Origin of the sequence: Caballeronia udeis, from assembly GCF_044909315.1 — a bacterium.
GTDB classification, from domain to species: Bacteria; Pseudomonadota; Gammaproteobacteria; order Burkholderiales; family Burkholderiaceae; genus Caballeronia; species Caballeronia udeis_A.
Genome location: NZ_JBIYEB010000025.1, coordinates 124,794 through 138,511, shown reverse-complemented (window position 1 = coordinate 138,511; position 13,718 = coordinate 124,794). Strand labels below are relative to the sequence as shown.

Annotated in this window: 13 protein-coding genes; 7 read left to right on the top strand and 6 right to left on the bottom strand. The window is 59.8% G+C overall.

All coding sequences use genetic code 11. The features are described 5' to 3' along the window. Positions 1–113: 113 nt before the first annotated feature. The 4 genes from ABH944_RS32280 to ABH944_RS32265 form a co-directional block, all read right to left on the bottom strand. Positions 114–341, bottom strand: a complete 228-nt coding sequence (locus tag ABH944_RS32280) for a pentapeptide MXKDX repeat protein (protein WP_404611221.1) — start codon at positions 339–341, stop codon at positions 114–116. A gap of 89 nt (positions 342–430) precedes the next feature. After that, positions 431–1,207 (bottom strand): molybdopterin-dependent oxidoreductase, encoded by a 777-nt coding sequence (locus ABH944_RS32275; RefSeq protein WP_404611222.1) that lies wholly within the window; start codon positions 1,205–1,207, stop codon positions 431–433. A 59-nt stretch (positions 1,208–1,266) separates the two neighbouring features. Beyond that, positions 1,267–1,893 carry a cytochrome b/b6 domain-containing protein gene (locus tag ABH944_RS32270; RefSeq protein ID WP_404611223.1) on the bottom strand — a complete coding sequence of 209 codons (627 nt, stop codon included), beginning with the start codon at positions 1,891–1,893 and terminating at the stop codon, positions 1,267–1,269. 347 nt (positions 1,894–2,240) lie between these two features. Further along, positions 2,241–2,840 (bottom strand): TetR/AcrR family transcriptional regulator, encoded by a 600-nt coding sequence (locus tag ABH944_RS32265; RefSeq protein WP_404611224.1) that lies wholly within the window; start codon positions 2,838–2,840, stop codon positions 2,241–2,243. 270 nt (positions 2,841–3,110) lie between these two features. On the opposite strand from ABH944_RS32265, the gene ABH944_RS32260 reads away from it, so the two are divergent. From ABH944_RS32260 to ABH944_RS32250, 3 genes are all read left to right on the top strand, one after another. Next, positions 3,111–3,815 (top strand): glutathione S-transferase family protein, encoded by a 705-nt coding sequence (locus ABH944_RS32260; RefSeq protein ID WP_404611225.1) that lies wholly within the window; start codon positions 3,111–3,113, stop codon positions 3,813–3,815. Between the two features lie 380 nt (positions 3,816–4,195). Next, positions 4,196–4,768: a sigma-70 family RNA polymerase sigma factor gene (locus tag ABH944_RS32255; RefSeq protein ID WP_404611226.1), complete on the top strand. Its 573-nt coding sequence runs from the start codon at positions 4,196–4,198 to the stop codon at positions 4,766–4,768. Next, complete coding sequence (locus tag ABH944_RS32250; protein WP_404611227.1) at positions 4,765–5,406, top strand: DUF1109 domain-containing protein; 642 nt, start codon at positions 4,765–4,767, stop codon at positions 5,404–5,406. Before ABH944_RS32255 ends, ABH944_RS32250 begins: the two co-directional genes overlap by 4 nt. A gap of 122 nt (positions 5,407–5,528) precedes the next feature. Here the strand turns inward: ABH944_RS32250 and ABH944_RS32245 are convergent, their stop codons facing one another. Further along, positions 5,529–7,121 (bottom strand): MFS transporter, encoded by a 1,593-nt coding sequence (locus ABH944_RS32245; protein ID WP_404611228.1) that lies wholly within the window; start codon positions 7,119–7,121, stop codon positions 5,529–5,531. 507 nt (positions 7,122–7,628) lie between these two features. Here ABH944_RS32245 and ABH944_RS32240 point away from each other — a divergent pair. Beyond that, positions 7,629–8,414: a DUF1223 domain-containing protein gene (locus ABH944_RS32240; protein ID WP_404611229.1), complete on the top strand. Its 786-nt coding sequence runs from the start codon at positions 7,629–7,631 to the stop codon at positions 8,412–8,414. 41 nt (positions 8,415–8,455) lie between these two features. Here ABH944_RS32240 and zigA read toward each other — a convergent pair whose 3' ends face one another. After that, positions 8,456–9,664, bottom strand: a complete 1,209-nt coding sequence (gene zigA, locus ABH944_RS32235; protein WP_404611230.1) for a zinc metallochaperone GTPase ZigA — start codon at positions 9,662–9,664, stop codon at positions 8,456–8,458. A 251-nt stretch (positions 9,665–9,915) separates the two neighbouring features. Here zigA and ABH944_RS32230 point away from each other — a divergent pair, with 251 nt between their 5' ends. From ABH944_RS32230 to ABH944_RS32220, 3 genes are read left to right on the top strand one after another with little or no spacing between them, the layout of a single operon-like run. Beyond that, positions 9,916–12,270, top strand: coding sequence for a TonB-dependent receptor (locus ABH944_RS32230; protein WP_404611231.1), 2,355 nt, complete (start codon positions 9,916–9,918; stop codon positions 12,268–12,270). Positions 12,271–12,303: 33 nt separating this feature from the next. Beyond that, complete coding sequence (locus ABH944_RS32225) at positions 12,304–12,909, top strand: MotA/TolQ/ExbB proton channel family protein (protein ID WP_404611232.1); 606 nt, start codon at positions 12,304–12,306, stop codon at positions 12,907–12,909. Beyond that, on the top strand, positions 12,906–13,304 hold the full coding sequence (locus tag ABH944_RS32220) for an ExbD/TolR family protein (protein WP_404611233.1): 399 nt from the start codon (positions 12,906–12,908) through the stop codon (positions 13,302–13,304). The genes ABH944_RS32225 and ABH944_RS32220 overlap by 4 nt, the downstream gene beginning before the upstream one ends. Positions 13,305–13,718 lie beyond the last annotated feature (414 nt).

Genomic DNA, 13,718 nt, shown 5'->3' with positions numbered 1-13,718 from the left:
GCCGATGCCGGGAGCAAGGACGGAAGGTGAAAGCGCAATCGAAAGCGGTTCAAAATCACCCGAAGAACCACTTTCGATGCGTGGACGGATTGCCGCGAAGACTACCGCACGGATTACTGCGCCATCGCGCCCGAAGCCGGATGGCCCATTGCGTCGGACTTTTTCATCTTGTCGTCCTTCTTCATCGTATCTTTCGACATTGAGTCTTTCGACATTGCATCCTTGGACATGGTGTCCTTCGCCATTGAATCGTGGGCCATCGCATCGCTTGCCTGGGCGAATGCCATGGAGCCGCTCAGGGCCAACGTTGCCGCGAGTGCTGCAGTGATGAACAGTTTCATATCAACCTCTTGCTGGAGTGAAAGTATCCGGTCGTGCCGGGGTGAATCGAAGTACCTGGCGCCGCGACGTGTCTCGATCTCTCGTGACGTCAGGAACCTCCGAACCAGTTGTAGCCCTGGTCGACCCAATAGCCGCCAGGGAATTTGTTCGTGACGAAAATCTCCGTGATGTGCTTCGGATTTTTATAGCCTAGTTTTGTAGGCATCCTTAGCTTCATCGGATAGCCATATTTCGGTGGCAATTGCTGGCCATCGAAGGTGAAGGTCAGCAGCGTCTGCGAATGCAAAGCGGTCGGCATGTCGATACTTTCGTAGTAATCGTCCGCGCATTTGAACCCAACATATTTCGCCGTTGTGTCCGCCCCCACCCGCTTCAGGAATTCCGAGAACGGCGTGCCGCCCCAGCGTCCGATCGCGCTCCACCCTTCCACGCAGATATGCCGCGTGATCTGCTCGGCTTTCGGCAACGCGTAGAGCTCGGGCAAGGTCCAGGTTTTCGTGTTCTGCACCAATCCGCTTACTTTCAGGCGGAAGTCGGAACCGTCGACGACTGGAACGTCGTCAATGCCGTAGAACGCATTGAACGGAAACGGCCGCGTGATCTGCGCTTCGGTATAGGTCGGCGCCAGACGGTTCGGATCGAATAGCCAGCCTTGCACGGTATCGTTCAGGCGAGAAACGCGGCTGAGGAAGGTCTCGACGGATTTGTCGTCCGAGATACTGCAACCGGCCAGCATTGCGAGGCCGCCGAGCGTCACAATGCGCTTACCGAACAGGCGGCGGGACGGCATGTCGAGTTCGCGGCGAACGTCGATGATCAGCGACTCGCGGTCTACGCTCACGCGATTTGGCTTCACTGGTTTCATGATCGAGATTCCTCGAGTCCTTAAGTTATCTTTTAGCCGGGCATGTGCGCACAGCTGAATCAGCGGCCACGGATCATGGTGAGCAGCGAGCGCGGCACCAGTGAAACCATCACCAGGTGCACGACAACGAACGCCGCCAGCAACGACATGGCCGAGAAGTGCACAACCCGCGCAAAGTCATAACCGCCCATCAGTTCGCGCAGCAGCGGAAACTGCACAGACTTCCAGATCGCAAGGCCGGACAGGATAAGCACGGCGATGTCGAGCATCACGAACAGGTAGGCAAACTTCTGCACTGCGTTGTATTTACTCGGGTCGGCATGCGATAAATGCCCCTTGAGCGCTTCGCCCAGATCATGAAAAATTGCGCGCGGCGAAAGCGGAAAAAACTTGGCGGCGATGCGACCCGTGACAATGTTCATCGCGAGATAAAAAAGGCCGTTGAGGAACAGCAGCCACATTGCCGCGAAGTGCCACTGCAGCGCGCCGCCAAGCCATCCGCCCAGCGTGATGCCCGGCGGAATAACAAAGCCCTTGAATACGGGCGACGCGTCATAGATCCGCCATCCCGACAGCATCATCAGGGTCGCCGCGAGTGCATTCAGCCAGTGTGTGATTCGCACCCATGCAGGCTGAATGGTCCGCGAGGGACTGCTTGCGCGGCTCGCTTCATGTGTTGCGTTCATTCGGGCCTCCGTGACTTGCTCGCGTTGGCGGCGGCTGACGATGCCGCCAACACCATGTTTTCGTAACCCGCGTGGTTGAACCGCCCCTTCTCAGAAGCAGGTCGTTGGATGCTAGTTAATTCGCTTGGAATACCCGGCGGGTTACATCGCCGAACGAAATTTTTTAAGGGCACGAAAGCGTTATGCAGTGTGCCTATGTGAGTGAGTTCGTCGGGGAAGACAGACGGGTTACAACCCGCTATTTTTTGCTGCAGACAACCAGGCTCGGTAAATGAGTGACCGTTGGTGAGTGACCCTTGGGAAAAGTCAGCGAGACGATGAAGAGCTATGCCAGGCCGGCCGCTCTGTTATCCGGCAAAAGTACGGCTATCGAGCAACGCGAGCACTGGTCGCAATAGTCCTTCCAGCAGCGCAGGTTCCGGCCGGCTACGTGCCAGTACCCGAATGCCAAGCAAGACCGCCAGCAGGAGTCGCGCAAAGTCTTCAGCAGGCTGCGCGGATGTAATCTCGCCGGTTTGCTGCCCCGCAGCCACGCAGCGGCCGAAATAGGCTTCGAGCTTCACCAGCACACCGGCCACAACTTGCTGGAACTCCGGATCATGCGGAGCCATTTCCAGCGCAGAATTCACCAGCATGCAGCCCTTGCGGTCCTTGTCAGTGAGCGAGCGGTGGATGATCTCATCGAAGAACGCCTTGATGGATTGAAGCGGCGACAGCGTGCCTTCGAAACGCCGGACACGATCGTCCACGCTTAGCGACACATAGTGCGCCAGCGCCTTTCCATATAGCGAGCGTTTGTCGCCGAATGCGTTGTAGAGACTCGCGCCCGTGATGCCCATGCTGTCCGCGAGTTCACGAACCGAAGTGGCTTCGTAGCCTTGGTTCCAGAAACACAGGACCGCGGCGTCGAGCACGGCGGCTTCGTCAAACTCTCTTGGGCGTGGCATACAGTCCCTTACTCCCTTGAACGAGGCGATATTGCCATTCCCTTTTCGTTCAGATATTCTAAATCGATCGATCTAAAATACAAACGACAATCCGCATTGGACGGTAGAGACAGCGTCTGCACGCGCAGTCTTACAGATAGATTTCGAGAACGCCTACGGGAATCGTTGCCCTTCTGCGCCTGTCCTTGACGGCGGACGTGATCTGCCACGACGCCCCGTCTGTCCTGGCAGAAGCATCGCAAGCAGCCCTTCCCCACTACCAAAGACGACATGATCCGTTTCTACTTTCACCCGACACCGAATCCTGCCAAGGTCGCGCTCTTTCTCGAAGAAACGGGACTCGACTACGAAGTGTTTCCCGTCGACACCAGCAAGGGCGAACAGCATCTGCCGGCTTTCAGGAGCATCAATCCAAACGGCAAGGTGCCCGCCATTGTCGATACCGACGGTCCCGGTGGAACCGAGGCTCGTGTGTTCGATTCCAGCGCCATCCTCCTCTACCTCGCCGACAAGACCCGGCGTTTCGCGGGTAAGCCCGCGGACCGGCCCGAATTGCTCTCATGGCTATTCTTCATCGGCTCTGGACTCGGGCCCTTTTCGGGCCAGGCGGTGCATTTCCAGCACGCCGCGCCTGAGAAGATTCCGTACGCGATTAACCGGTATCGGCGGGAGATCGAGCGGCACTATCGTGTGCTTGACGAGCACCTGGCGGGGCGCGAGTACATCGTGGGAGACGAGTATTCGATCGTCGATATGTCCGCCTGGGGATGGCTCGACCGTGCGTCGCGAGTGTTGGCCACCGACGAACCGCTTGCCGCATTCCCGAATCTGAACCGTTTCTTCGATGCCATCAGCGCACGCCCCGCCGTTGTGCGCGCACGAGCGGTAGGCCGCGACCTTACGTTCAAGCGCGAGGTGGACGAAGAGACCCGGCGCGCATTGTTCCCATCGAATTATCCGGAGACCACGCGCTAAACCAAGGCCTGCTTTGGACCGAAGGTTGCATCCTTCGCGAGGTCGACAGCGGCATGCCTATCCGGCACAATCCGCTCGCCCCGTGGCGATGTCGCTCACGCCGGACCTGCATGTTGAACCTGTAGCCGGACCCGCAGTCGCCGCGAAGCGTTACCTTACTGGGTGGCTGGAACGGATCACGACATTAAAATCGCGGTAATCTCCGGCGTCAAAGCCTGGAGCGACGGGCCGCGCGCCGCAGGACGCCGCGTTGGCGCGCCACGAAATACCTGCAGTAGCATGGCCGCCACAACCGTGTTTATTCCCGCTGTCGGGAACGCTGACATCCGTCGGCACAACCGATGCAATTTATTTGAAGCGCGCTGTAACCCGATTCCGCGATGAAGCGAATAATACAAAGTGGCTCTGTGTCTGGTGTCGAAGAACGGTTGAGGGCGCTGTTTATTCGCGGCCTGAATGGCGACGCCGTCGCCTACCGGTCGTTCCTCGACGACTTGACGGGACATCTGCGCGGCTTTCTGAGAAAGCGCATCTATTACCTGCAGGACGACATAGAAGATGTCGTGCAGGAAATCCTGCTGGCCGTGCACAACAGCCGCCACACGTATCGCCCGGACGAGCCGTTGACCGCCTGGGTACATGGGATCGCACGTTATAAGCTGATGGATTTTTTCCGCGCAAGATCGCGGCGTGAAGCATTGAACGATCCGCTGGACGACGCGCTCGAGATCTTCGCGACCTCGGACGAAGAACCCGCCGATGCCAAACGCGATGTCAGCAAGTTGCTCGAGCAATTGCCGGACCGTCACCGGCTGCCGATTGTTCACGTGAAGCTACAAGGGCTCTCCGTGACCGAAACCGCAGCGCTCACGGGGATGTCGGAGTCGGCGGTCAAAGTGGGCATTCACCGTGGACTGAAAGCACTGGCAGCAAAGATTCGAGGCACCGCATGAAAACCGAGGACCTGATTTCGCTTCTATCGACTGGCGTGACACCGGTCGACCCACGTGTGTCCGCGCGCCGCTTCGGGCGGGCAATCGTATTGGGCGGGCTTGGCGCGGTGGTGCTGATGGCTGTGATTTTCGGCGTGCGCCCGGACATTGCCGTGGTGTCGCGCACACCTATTTTTTGGGCCAAGTTTGCGTTCCCCACAATGCTTGCCGCAGCCGCATTGTTCCTTGCGCTGAGGCTGGCGCGGCCCGGAACGACCACGGGCAAGTTCTGGGCACTGCCCGCGCTGCCGGTGCTTGTTGTGTGGAGCGCGGCGGTAGCGGTGTTGTTTCTAGCCGCGCCCGACGCACGCGTGCCGCTTGTCATGGGCTACACGTGGCGTACCTGTCCGCTCAATATCCTGCTGTTGTCGGTGCCCGCGTTTGTCGCTGTGTTCTGGGCAATCCGAGGGCTTGCGCCAACCCGGCTGGGGCTTGCCGGGGCAGCGGGCGGCATGCTCGCGGGAGCTATCGCGACGATGGCGTATTGCTTCCACTGCCCCGAAATGAGCGTCGCATTCTGGGCCGTCTGGTATGTGCTGGGGATGGCGCTGGCCACGCTGATCGGTGCAGTGCTCGGGCCTAGGGTCTTGCGTTGGTAAGGTGCGGTGGGTGTAGAAATTATCGCGCGAGCGTAACGTGGTCACCCCTCGCCGCTCTCCCTTGTGTGATGAGCCGGGAAGTGGTGGCATTGCGACGAAGTCGAAGCTATCGCTGTTAGCTTTTAACGCGTACGTGTCCCCGTATCCAGCCGATCAACGCGCACCGGCGGCACGAACCACGCAAGACAAAGCCCCGCTATAGCTGCCGCGGCCGCCAGCCCGAGTCCCACGTGTATCGATTCAATCAACGCACCGCGCGCTGACTGCATCATCGCGTCGCCGGCATGACCCGCCATGATCAGGCGGCCAATCAGCGCAGCCTGTTCCGCACGATCGATCAGCAGCTCGGGACTCGCGAATGACTTGAACCATTGCGTCGCCTGATACGTATCCAGCGACCGATGCACGCCACTCGTATAGAGGCGTCCGAGCAGCGCGCCTGTCATTGCGGTGCCAAGCATGCCGCCAAACATCCGCAGCGATTGAAGCAGCGCCGTAGCAGCACCAAGGTGATCGCGGGCAACAAGTTGCTGCGAAAAGAGCGTGAGGTTCGACACGACCAGACCCAGGCCGATGCCGCTGAATCCCATGCATGCCATCCACACAAGGTGAGGCACAGTCCCCGTGATCGCGACAAGACAAAGTGCGGCGCACGCGAACAGCGCGAAGCCGATATACATCACGCCGTTCGCGTGCCTGATGCGCGTGACGACCCGGTTATTCACCACACTGCCCACGGTCGTACCCAGCAACAGCGGCGTGATCAGCATGCCTGAGTCATGCGGCGACATCGCGAAACCGCCTTGAAACAGCAGCGGCACGTAGAAGACCAGCGAGAAGAGCGAGAAACCACCGAGCACGGCCATCGCGAACAACGCCGCCAGCTTTCGGTCCATGAGCATGTCGATGGGAATGATCGGATAAGCCATGCGCTTTTCCCAGAACAGCAGCACCGCTGCGCCGGTCAAGGTGAGCAAACCCAGCGCGCAGGTCACTGGCGTGATGCCCTCGTTAGGGACCCATTCGATCAGCAGTTGCAGCGCGCCGAATTCGGACGCCAGCACGATCGCGCCAACCCAGTCCAGTTTCACGGGGGCGGCTGAACGCGGCCGTCGGAGATGCGGCAGGAAAGCGCGCACGAACAACAACGAGACAATGCCCACAGGCAGATTGACGAAAAACACGATCCGCCATCCGCCGTACTGGGTCAGCACGCCGCCCAGCGTCGGGCCAACGATATTCGCCAAAGCAAATGCCGAACTGACAAACACCAGCCAGCGCAGGCGAAGCTTCGGATCGGGAAAAAGATCCGCGACGGTGGCGAACATCGTGCCCACGAGAATGCCGCCTCCGATCCCTTGCAAGCCGCGCGCGATCACAAGGAGCAGCATATTGGCCGCCATTCCGCACATGACCGACGCGATGGTGAAGAGAATGATCGCCGCCATTAAAAACGGCTTGCGGCCGAACAAGTCGCCTAAGCGCCCGAAGATCGGGATCGTGATAACCGATGTCAGCATGTACGACGTAGCCACCCACGCATACAGGTCGAACCCCTTGAGATCAGCGACGATACGCGGCAGCGCCGTCCCCACAATCGTCTGATCCAAAGCGACCAGCATTGCTACAAACGATACGCCCAGCATCGCCAGCACCGACTCGCGGAACGGCAGCAACTGCCCGGCTTCAATAGGTACGGCGATGTCCGGGGTCATGGCGTTCTCCTGATGCTCTCGGGAACTGCGGCGGTATGGGGTGGATGCTTGTGGGCGTACGCTGGATCAGCGTGCCTGAGGCTACGCGCGTGCGCAAGCTAAGTCGTACGACACCGAACGACCGGCAGCAGCCGTGATGTCAGTAGTTCGGTTGATTCTCCAATGCGGTTACACGCGTGAGCCAACCACGGGTACATCTTCCTTGCGCTGGCTCGGCCTGCCTGGTGCCTGCCTATGGTGCCTGGCTTACTGTCTCAGCGTCATATACGTTGCATACGCGAAAGCGGATGCGTTAGGGCAATTTCACGCTGCCTGTAACCGGTTTTTACGGATCACCGAAATAACTATCAGGCCACGCGGTTTCTTGATCAGCCATTTTTCCGGCCTGACTTGGCCCGCGAATCAATGCAGATGCCCGACAACCCTGTCGATGACGGACCGTGACCGCGGTCATATCAGGCTGCTTCCCGGTCAAGGGGGGTCTTTCCTTTCACTTCGGAGTTCGTCATGCGTGCTTCATCGATCCTGTCTCTCGCAGCGCTGCTCGTGTCCTTCTCCGCCGCCACCGCCACCGCCAGCGCCGCTTCCGCTAATGCTTGCCACGCATCGAGCCCGGAGCATCGCGCCGCGCTCGTCGAACTCTATACGAGCGAAGGCTGCAACAGTTGCCCGCCTGCCGATAACTGGCTAAGCGAACTCGATCATGCCCGCAAGACCGCCACCATCGTGCCGCTGGCACTGCATGTGGACTACTGGGATAGCTGGGCGTGGAAGGATCGCTTTGCGCAACCCGCGTTCACCACGCGACAGCAACAATTGACCTACACCGGCGGCGGCCATGTGGTGTATACACCGGAGATTTTCGTAGGCGGCCGCGAGTTGCGCAGTTGGTCAAACGACGAGAGTTTCGAGTCCCGCATTCAGCAGTTGAATAGCGAAACCCCGCTCGCCGATGTCCGCATCGACAGCCATCCTTCCTCGCCCGGCCACATCGCATTCGACGCAGCATTTACCGCTCGCAAGAACCTTCCCGACGACGCGGTCGCGTACGCCGCCGTGTATGAAAACCAGCTCATTAGTGCGGTGAAAGGCGGCGAAAACAGCGGTGCCACATTGCATCACGACCGCGTGGTGCGTCGCTGGATCGGGCCGGTCCGGATAGTCGACGGACGCGCGCTGATCTCCGGCGACTACGCGTCGGGAGAGGGCCATGACGGCGTGGTGGCGTTCGTCGAGCGCGGGGCGACGGGGGAAGTGTTGCAAGTGGCGGAACTGCCCTCGTGCGGCAGCTAACGCTCGAACACCTTAACGTAAACGGCGACCCGGGCCGCGGTTCATTCCGGATCCTGAATGCCGTTATCCCACGCAGGAAAAGGGTCCGCGAATTGCTGCCACGCTTGCGGGCCCTGCGCCATTTCCACGTCGTCGAGCAGGCATGCGTCCAGCCGTGCCCGCAACGCCATCTCGTCCATATCAATGCCGATCAGCACCAGCTCTTGCCGCGCGTCCCCGACTTGAGGGTCCCAGTCGTCATCGATCGATTTCAAATATTCGGGATCCTCCGGCCAGTAGGCTTTCGGTACCGCGGCCCACCACAACCCCAACCCTCCGTGCCGGCATACGCCACCCGCCTGCGACCATGACCCTACATAGGTCGGCCGGCTGGCAAGCCAGAAGAAACCTTTGGAGCGCACCACGCCCGGCCAGTTACTGGCGATCAGTTGCCAGAAACGCCCGGGATGGAACGGCCGGCGAGCGCGGTAGACGAAATGGGTGATGCCATATTCCTCGGTCTCGGGCGTGTGCTCTCCACGCAGCTCCTTGAGCCATCCGGGTGCTTTGGAGGCTTCATCGAAATCGAACAGACGGGTATCGAGCACCTTGTCCAGTCCGAGCTTCCCGAACTCCGCAATCTCGATCCCTGCCCGCGGATTCAGCCCTTTCAGGATCGTCATCAGGCGCCTGCGGTCCGCGTCGCCAACAAGGTCCACCTTGTTCAGAACAATCACGTCGCAGAACTCGACCTGCTCGACCAGCAGGTCGACGACCGTGCGCGTATCTTCCTCGCCCATCGATTCACCCCGCGTTTGCAGGCTGTCCACTGAACTGTAGTCCTTAAGGAAATTGAAAGCATCCACCACCGTCACCATGGTGTCCAGGCGCGCGACATCGGACAGGCTTTGGCCCTGCTCGTCGGCAAACGTAAAGGTTTCGGCCACCGGCAGCGGCTCTGAAACCCCGGTCGATTCGATCACGAGATAGTTAAAACGCCCTTCCTTCGCGAGTCGGTTCACCTCGAGTAAAAGGTCTTCGCGCAGCGTGCAGCAAATGCAGCCGTTACTCATCTCGACCAGCTTTTCGTCCATGCGCGCCAGTTCCGCGCCGCCATCGCGAACCAGCGCGGCGTCGATATTGACCTCGCTCATGTCGTTCACGATCACCGCCACGCGCCTGCCCTGCCGGTTATTCAGGATGTGGTTGAGCAACGTGGTCTTTCCCGCACCGAGGAAGCCTGACAAAACAGTTACCGGCAGCTTGTCCATTCTTTCCGTCCAAAAAGTTCTCGCACAATTGGTGACGAATGTTATAACATTGCATTTGCAACGTGTAGAACTTTTTATCCGCCTGGCACTCAACGGCCCCTCCCTGGCCGCACGGCTTGATATGTATGCACGCGGCGCCTGCCCAGGATCGATTAGGACTACGTTCTTCACAAATGTAGGCCGGTCATTGGGGACGGTACGACGTCGCCGGGCGGTACGCATCCAACACAACCCATCCAGAAAAATAATCGATGAAAAATCGTACGCTCATCGCCCACGCGGCCCTTTTGCTGTTCGCTCAGATCGCCGCGGGACATGTCTATGCAGCAGGTTCTGACAGCGCCGTGTCAGGCTACGTCACCGATAGCTCCGGCAAGCCGGTCGCCAACGCCAGCGTGGCGGTGCAGGATGCCGGCGGCGCGTCCGTCGGCGCCACGAGCACGGATGCAACGGGACATTTCGCTGTCCATCATGTCCCGCCAGGAATCTACGCGGTCGTCGTTGCTGCGCCGGGCTATGCAAGCGGCAGCAGGATCGCAACGGCGAGCGAAGGCGCGGAGGCGTCCGTGTCGGTGGCGCTCGGCAAGAGCGACACTATTGATGTGCAGGTCAATGCGAAGCGGCTCGATCGCGCGCGCAACGGCCTGCTGCCGGAAACGGGCAGCAGCGTGTACCGCTTCAGCCAGGCGGATATTGATACCCTCCCCGCCGGACAGGACACGCCGCTCAATCAGGTCCTGCTGCAAGCACCCGGCGTGGCAAGCGACTCGTATGGCCAGTTGCACGTGCGCGGCGACCACGCAAACCTGCAATACCGCATCAACGGCATCATCATTCCGGAGCCCATCAGTGGCTTCGGACAGTCGCTGGATACGCGTATCATCGACCAGCTCAACCTGCTGACCGGCGCATTGCCCGCTCAATACGGCGACCGTACCGCGGGTATTGTCGATATTCATACGAAGAACGGCGACCAGGGCAATGGCGGTTCAATCGATGTCTTCGGCGGCAGTCACCAGACCATCAAGACCAGCGCCGACGTCTTCGGCAGCCAGGGACCATTCAGCTACTATTTCAGCGGCTCGCTGGGCGAGAACAATCTGGGCATCGAGAATCCGACTTCTAGCGCGAGTCCGATCCACGATCACACGCGTCAGGGCGATGCGTTCGGCCTCATGTCCTACATCATCAATCCGCTCACACGCGTGAGCCTGATGTTCGGCACGACCAGCAATCAGTTCCAGATTCCCAATACCCCCGGCTTGCCGACCGCGTTCACCTTGAACGGCAACACCACGTTCGATTCGAGCAAGCTCAACGAGACACAATCCGAACTCAACCAGTTCGCGGTCATCGCGCTGCAAGGTACCAATGGCGCTGCCTTGGACTATCAGGTTGCGCTCTTTACCCGCTACTCGCGTACGCAATTCAACCCTGACCCGGTGGGTGACCTGCTATTCAACGGCGTGGCGGCCAGCGATTTCCACAGCGACAGCGCCAATGGCGTGCAAGCGGATACGACCTACCGCCTCAACGACAAACACACGCTGCGCGCGGGGATTTCGGTCCAGCAGGAACATGCAATTTTCAACAACAACCTGAGCGTTTTCCCCGTCGATGCCGACGGCAACCAGCTCTCCGATCAGCCGTTCAACGTACCCGATTCGAGCAGCAAGACAGGGTATCTCTATAGCGCGTACATTCAGGACGAGTGGAAGCTGACCGACAAACTCACGATCAACTACGGCCTGCGCTACGACAAGATGGACGAGTACGTGAGCGCTAGCCAGCTAAGCCCGCGTATAGGACTCGTCTATGCATTGACGCCTTCAACAACGGTCCACGCCGGCTATTCCCGCTACTTCACACCGCCCGCTTTTGAGCTCGTGTCGGGTGAAGATATTGCGCGCTTCGTGGGCACCACCGCCCAGACATCGAGCCAGAACGATCCGGTGCAGCCGGAACGCAGCCATTATTTCGATCTCGGCATCACGCAACGACTGAGCTCGACCATCACGGTAGGCGTCGATGCGTACTACAAGAAATCGACGAACCTGCTCGACGAAGGCCAGTTCGGCACCGCCCTGATTTTCACACCGTTCAACTATAAATATGGTCGTGTTTATGGTGTTGAATTCACCAGCAACTATAAACAGGGCAATGTTTCGGCCTACATGAACATCGCGTTCAGCCGCGCGCAGGGCAAGGACATCGACTCGGCGCAGTTCAATTTCGATGCGAGCGAACTCGCCTACATCAGCAATCACTGGGTATACCTTGATCACGACCAGCGCGTGACCGCTTCATTCGGGGGCGCATACCAGTTGGGCAAGACCACCTTCACCTTCGACGGCATTGTAGGGAGCGGATTGCGCAGCGGCTTCGCGAACACGGACCACCTGCCTTTCTACACCCAGGTGAATCTGGGTGTGATCCACCACTTCAACTTCAACGAACCACTGATCGGCAAGTTCGACGCGCGCCTGCTGCTCATCAACGCGTTCAACCGTGTGTACGAGTTGCGCGATGGATCAGGCATTGGTGTGGGTGCGCCGCAGTATGGGCCGCACATTGCCCTGTATGCGGGGATTACAAAGAATTTTTAATCAATCGGATTACTTGATGAAAGGGCTTTGAACATGCAGGATTGGGCAGGTATTACTGCCGCGGCACGAGTTGGAGGCTGGGTGGTGTACCCGCTCACGCTGCTCGCGGTGCTGGCGATTGCTATCGTTATCGATCGCGCGTATGTGTTCGTGCGATTTGCAGGCTTGCCTGCGGCCGGCACCAACACGCTGCCGGCACAGCACGCGTTCAAACGCCTCGACGCAACGGTGGCAGCGCCCGACGGAACGCCGTTATGGCTGCTCGAAGCCCGGGCGCAATCGGTCGCGACACGTATCGAACGGGAGATGAGCCGCGGCTTCTGGGTGTTGGAGACGATCGTCACGGCCGCCCCCCTGCTCGGTCTGCTGGGGACCATTGTCGGGATGATGCATTCGTTCCAGCTATTCGGCGGCAACGGCCTGGTTAATCCAGGCGGCGTGACGGGTGGCGTGGCGCAGTCGCTGGTGGCGACAGCTATTGGTCTGGTCGTCGCGTTGTTCGCGCTCTTCGCATTCAATTATTTTTCGCGACGCCTTGAACGCCTGATCGATGACCTCGAAGTGCACGCTAACGAGCGTCTCAGCGAAATCCGCCTCAAGGCTGAAAGCGCCGGAGCGGCGGCGAGAGACACGCGATGAAGTTCCGGCGCTCGCGGGCGTCGAAGCGTGGGCGCATCGAGATCATTCCGATGATCGACGTGATGTTCTTTCTGCTGGCCACGTTCATGCTGGCGTCGCTGGCCATGCAACGGCTTGATGCGGTCAAGGTCGATTTGCCCTCTGGACAGGCGCAGCAGATGTCCGAGGATCAGCCGTTGACGCTGGCAGTCGATCGCACGAACACGATCTTCCTGGATCGGCAGCCCGTGCGTCTCGACCAGGTGGAAGCCGGGGTCAGGCGACTTCTCAAGCCGGACCGGAACGTAGTCATTGCGGCGGACGATGCCGCCGCACAAGGAGCGGTCGTTCAAGCCATGCTGGCTGCGCGCCGCGCCGGCGCGGAGCATTTCCTGATCGCCATACATCGTGAGTAGCGCGATGGGGAAACGGGAAGGCCGGATGGATGTGTCTCGGATCAGATTCAGCGTGGCCCTTCTGATTGCGTTTGTGTTGTGGGCGGTTCTGCTGACTCAGATCGTGAACCCGCTCTTACAGCCTCTCCCGAGCGCCGCCACCCCGCCGCCCGCGGCCATGGAAATGCGTCTTGTCGAGTTGCCCGCACCCTCGGCAAATACGCCGGCTGCGACCCCTTCCGCGCCCGCTGCAACCGTCACCCACCAAGCACACGCGCGACGAAATCCAACGCCAGTCCGGGTCGTGAAACCGCACGAAATCCAGCGAGCGCCACCGGAACCCATGATCGCGAGAACCGATCAACCGGCACCGCCAGCGCCGCCGCAAACAACCCCGGCGGAGACATCGGCGGCCGCTGCTACAACATCCTCGTC

Coding starts and splice junctions, on each gene's coding strand:
- ABH944_RS32275 (WP_404611222.1), bottom strand. CDS start 1,207: ATGAAACCAGTGAAGCCAAATCGCGTGAGCGTAGACCGCGAGTCGCTG.
- ABH944_RS32220 (WP_404611233.1), top strand. CDS start 12,906: ATGAAGTTCCGGCGCTCGCGGGCGTCGAAGCGTGGGCGCATCGAGATC.
- ABH944_RS32255 (WP_404611226.1), top strand. CDS start 4,196: ATGAAGCGAATAATACAAAGTGGCTCTGTGTCTGGTGTCGAAGAACGG.
- ABH944_RS32280 (WP_404611221.1), bottom strand. CDS start 341: ATGAAACTGTTCATCACTGCAGCACTCGCGGCAACGTTGGCCCTGAGC.
- ABH944_RS32260 (WP_404611225.1), top strand. CDS start 3,111: ATGATCCGTTTCTACTTTCACCCGACACCGAATCCTGCCAAGGTCGCG.
- ABH944_RS32240 (WP_404611229.1), top strand. CDS start 7,629: ATGCGTGCTTCATCGATCCTGTCTCTCGCAGCGCTGCTCGTGTCCTTC.
- zigA (WP_404611230.1), bottom strand. CDS start 9,664: ATGGACAAGCTGCCGGTAACTGTTTTGTCAGGCTTCCTCGGTGCGGGA.
- ABH944_RS32270 (WP_404611223.1), bottom strand. CDS start 1,893: ATGAACGCAACACATGAAGCGAGCCGCGCAAGCAGTCCCTCGCGGACC.
- ABH944_RS32230 (WP_404611231.1), top strand. CDS start 9,916: ATGAAAAATCGTACGCTCATCGCCCACGCGGCCCTTTTGCTGTTCGCT.
- ABH944_RS32225 (WP_404611232.1), top strand. CDS start 12,304: ATGCAGGATTGGGCAGGTATTACTGCCGCGGCACGAGTTGGAGGCTGG.
- ABH944_RS32245 (WP_404611228.1), bottom strand. CDS start 7,121: ATGACCCCGGACATCGCCGTACCTATTGAAGCCGGGCAGTTGCTGCCG.
- ABH944_RS32265 (WP_404611224.1), bottom strand. CDS start 2,840: ATGCCACGCCCAAGAGAGTTTGACGAAGCCGCCGTGCTCGACGCCGCG.
- ABH944_RS32250 (WP_404611227.1), top strand. CDS start 4,765: ATGAAAACCGAGGACCTGATTTCGCTTCTATCGACTGGCGTGACACCG.